Genomic DNA, 3721 nt, shown 5'->3' on the forward strand with positions numbered 1-3721 from the left:
CCTGTAGAGGCTGGCGGACTAAGCCCGGGTGACAGATCTGCGCGGCGGCCTTCCCGCCGCTGACCATCGGTAGAAGCCCTGTTTGGCCAGTTCGACAACGAAGAGATAGACAAGCACCATGGCCCCGAGAATGAAATAGAAACGGGCGGGCGGTGGTACAAATCCGAAATACGTTCCTATCGGCGTAAACGGCAACAGCACTGCGATGGTCACAACCGCCAGCGACGTTGCCGTCAGCAGAGGATGGGCGCGGCTTTTCAGGGGATTGCCACGGGTACGGATAATGAAAATCACCAGCACCTGGGTGCATAGCGACTCGACGAACCACCCGGTCTGAAACAGTTTCTCATCCGCCTGCAAGACGGCCAGCATGATGTAGAAGGTCAGAAAGTCGAACACGGAGCTGATCGGCCCAATCACCAGCATGAAGTTGCGGATGAAATTCAAGTCCAGTACACGGGGGGCGAGAATTTCCCCGGCATCCACCTTGTCGAGTGGAATTGGCACTTCCGATATGTCGTAGAGAATGTTGTTGAGCAGGATCTGCGTCGGCAGCATCGGCAGAAACGGCAAGAACAGCGAGGCGCCGGCCATGCTGAACATGTTGCCGAAGTTTGAGCTGGTCCCCATCATGATGTACTTCATGATGTTGCCAAAGGTACGTCGTCCCTCCAGAACGCCTGCGTGAAGCACATGCAGGTCATGTTTCAGGAGGATCATGTCGGCCGCCTCCTTGGCCACGTCCACGGCCGAATCCACCGACAGACCGACGTCCGCCGAGTGCAAGGACGGCGCGTCGTTGATGCCATCGCCCAGATAGCCGACCACGTGGCCACGGGCCTTGAGTGCCAGGATCACGCGGTTCTTCTGCGACGGATTGACTCGGCAGAACAGGTTCGCCGTTTCCGCCCGGGCGCGCAGTGCGTGCTCGTCCATCTGCGCGATCTCCTTGCCAGTCAGAAGCCCCGTGACCGGAATCTTCAGTTGGGCGCAGACATGCCGGGTGACCAGGTCACTGTCACCGGTAACGATCTTGATCTCGACGCCGGCCTTCTTGAGCGCGGCGAGCGCGGAGGCGGCGCTCTCCTTGGGAGGGTCGAGGAAGGCGGCAAAACCGGCAAGCACCAGTTCAGTTTCGTCACTCACAACGGCATGGGGGTGGTCCAGCGGCACCTGGCGCCAGGCGATGCCCAGCACACGGAAGCCTTCTTCTTCCAACGCGTGGTGCTGGCCGTGAATGCCTGCCAGGGCCGCTTCGTCTACGGGCCGCTCGAGCTCGGCACCTTCCGCTTCGTAATGCGTGCAGAGCCCCACGATCTCGTCGGCCGCGCCTTTCACCACCAGCCAGCGCGTCTCGCCATTATCCAGCAGCACGGAGACGCGACGACGCTCGAAGTCGAAGGGAACCTCGTCGATCTTTTTCCAGCTGCCTACCTCAATGTGCTGGTGGTTGAGGATGGCTTCGTCAAGCGGGCTCTTCAAGCCGGTCTCAAAGAAGCTGTTGAGATAGGCCAGTTCCAGTACCCGCTCGCTGGGCCGGCCAACCGCATCCACATGCCGTTCCAGGCGGATTATCGCCTCGGTCAGCGTGCCGGTCTTGTCCGTGCACAGGACATCCATCGAACCCAGGTTCTGAATGGCGGCCAGTTGCTTGACGATCATGTGTTTCTTCGCCATGCGCAGTGCACCGCGCGACAGCGTCACCGAAACCACCATCGGCAACAGCTCCGGCGTCAGGCCGACAGCGAGCGCTACGGCGAACAGGAAGGTCTCCAGCCAGGGTTTATGGAACAGCGTATTCACGAGCAGGACGAACATCACCATCAACACCGTCACCCGCATGATCAGCATGCCGAAGCGGCGGGTGCCGATCTCGAATGACGTCGGTGCCGACGGGCGGGAAACGCTGTCGGCGATTTCTCCTATCGCGGTGACGGTTCCAGTCTTGACCACGAGCATTCGGGCACTGCCGCTGATGACCGAGGTGCCCATGAACACTGCGTTGGTTGCCTCCTGCAGATCGGTAGCGGTATCGGGTAGCGTGCCCGGTCGCTTTTCCACCGGATAGGACTCACCTGTCAGCAGCGCCTGCTTGACGAAGAAATCGTCCGCTTCGAGCACTCTTCCGTCTGCCGGAATCAGATCGCCGGCCGAAAGCAGCACGACGTCGCCGGGCACGACCCGGGTCACCGCGACCTCCAGGGGCTGGCCATCGCGCATCACGATGGCTCTTACGGAAACCGATTGGCGCAACTTTTCCGCGGCCGCGTTGGCGCGATACTCCTGGACAAAATCCAGGGTGACGCTCAGGATTACCATGCAACTGATGATGACAAAATTGGTGACCTCTCCTGTAAACGCTGATACTGCACTGGCGACGAGGAGGATAATGACCAGCGGATTCTTGAAGCGGGTGAGGTACTGTAGCAGCAGCGATTTTTTCTTCCGTTCGCGGAACCGGTTGGGGCCGTATTTGGCTAGCCGTGCTTTGGCCTCTGCACCTGACAAGCCCGTGGCCACAGTAGCAAGGTCAGCCGTCCCTGCCGACAACGGCTCAAGCCACCAAGGCTTGGGCGTCGAATCTATCGGCATTTCACTCTTCTCCGGTCAGTCCGGCGTGGGATAGTGGTAGTAGAGAGTATTCAGGTATCGTGCAACCTTCATAATGTCGTCATCACCCCACACAAGCCCTGAGAATTTCTGCCAGCGGCGTACTTCTGACTGCAGACTTTTCCAGTCAGTGACGAGTTTCTTGTCCCGCCAATGAACCTGGGCGTTGTGGCAGGCGATGCAATGCGTTGTGTACAACAACTCACCGCGTGTCGGGTCGTGCGTTGGCTCTGCGTCGGCATCAGGGAGATTTCCGAACAAGACGAACAGCACAGCGAGTATCGAGCTTCGAAGCATGTCGTTCTCCGTAGACGTTATTATCCGGCTCAGTATATGCCTCGACACAGGCTTGGTCTTTAAAACTTGTTTCCTCAAGAAAGTATAACCGAGCATCACCTTGGCAAGGGCTGCTTCGTCGTCGACGGCAGAACGATCACACTGCCTTCGCGGATGAAGTAAACAGGAATAAGGAATCCCCGCTGGTGCGGGGATGATGTGTAAAACCTAGATGCACGCCTACACGGACATGACAAGCTATAGAGAAAAGCCGCCCAGAGGGCGGCTTTTGATGTTCAAATCCCAAGAAAAGGGCCAGGCTCGATTTTCTAAGCCGACCCAACCAACTCCGCCCCCGGGCGCTTCCGGCTGTTGGCTTTTCCCGCAGGTTGCGCCGGACTGCTACTGTGCTGGAACCGCGAACGCTGATGCCCGCCGTTGCCGGACGAGGAGCATGACCTTGACGGCTAAAGCTGAATTTATCGGTTAATGCATGACTGAATTCTTTAACATCGTCCCGGAAAATCCTGTCCTCGTATTCCATAGCATGGAAAGTCAGCCGCTTTACCGCTAACATCGGTGTTGGAGGTCTTTATGAACGTAACGGATCGGATTGAAGTGAATCCAAAGATAATGCTCGGCAAACCGGTGATTCGCGGCACGCGGATTCCGGTGGAACTTATTTTGCGCAAGCTCGGCGAAGGCGCGACCGAAGCGGACCTTCTTGATGCATACCCCGACTTGACGCGCGACGATGTCCGGGCGGCCATGGCCTATGCCGCGGATACGTTGGCCCACGAAGAGACAATCATCATCGAACCACCGACAAAAACCG

Annotated in this window: 3 protein-coding genes; 1 reads left to right on the forward strand and 2 read right to left on the reverse strand. The window is 58.2% G+C overall.

All coding sequences use genetic code 11. From position 1 onward, the window contains the following. Nucleotides 1-18: 18 nt before the first annotated feature. Nucleotides 19-2592, reverse strand: a complete 2574-nt coding sequence (gene mgtA, locus WB402_RS14955; protein ID WP_424209249.1) for a magnesium-translocating P-type ATPase — start codon at nucleotides 2590-2592, stop codon at nucleotides 19-21. A 15-nt stretch (nucleotides 2593-2607) separates the two neighbouring features. After that, nucleotides 2608-2907: a hypothetical protein gene (locus WB402_RS14960; RefSeq protein WP_424209251.1), complete on the reverse strand. Its 300-nt coding sequence runs from the start codon at nucleotides 2905-2907 to the stop codon at nucleotides 2608-2610. A 573-nt stretch (nucleotides 2908-3480) separates the two neighbouring features. On the opposite strand from WB402_RS14960, the gene WB402_RS14965 reads away from it, so the two are divergent. Next, a partial coding sequence (locus WB402_RS14965) for a DUF433 domain-containing protein (RefSeq protein ID WP_424209253.1) occupies nucleotides 3481-3721 on the forward strand: 241 nt, incomplete at its 3' end.

It is taken from the genome of Sulfuricaulis sp. (assembly GCF_049587675.1).
GTDB lineage: Bacteria > Pseudomonadota > Gammaproteobacteria > Acidiferrobacterales > Sulfurifustaceae > Sulfuricaulis.

What these genes read in the sequence shown, in the direction of transcription:
- mgtA (WP_424209249.1), bottom strand. Translation starts at nt 2,592, where the DNA reads ATGCCGATAGATTCGACGCCCAAGCCTTGGTGGCTTGAGCCGTTGTCG.
- WB402_RS14960 (WP_424209251.1), bottom strand. Translation starts at nt 2,907, where the DNA reads ATGCTTCGAAGCTCGATACTCGCTGTGCTGTTCGTCTTGTTCGGAAAT.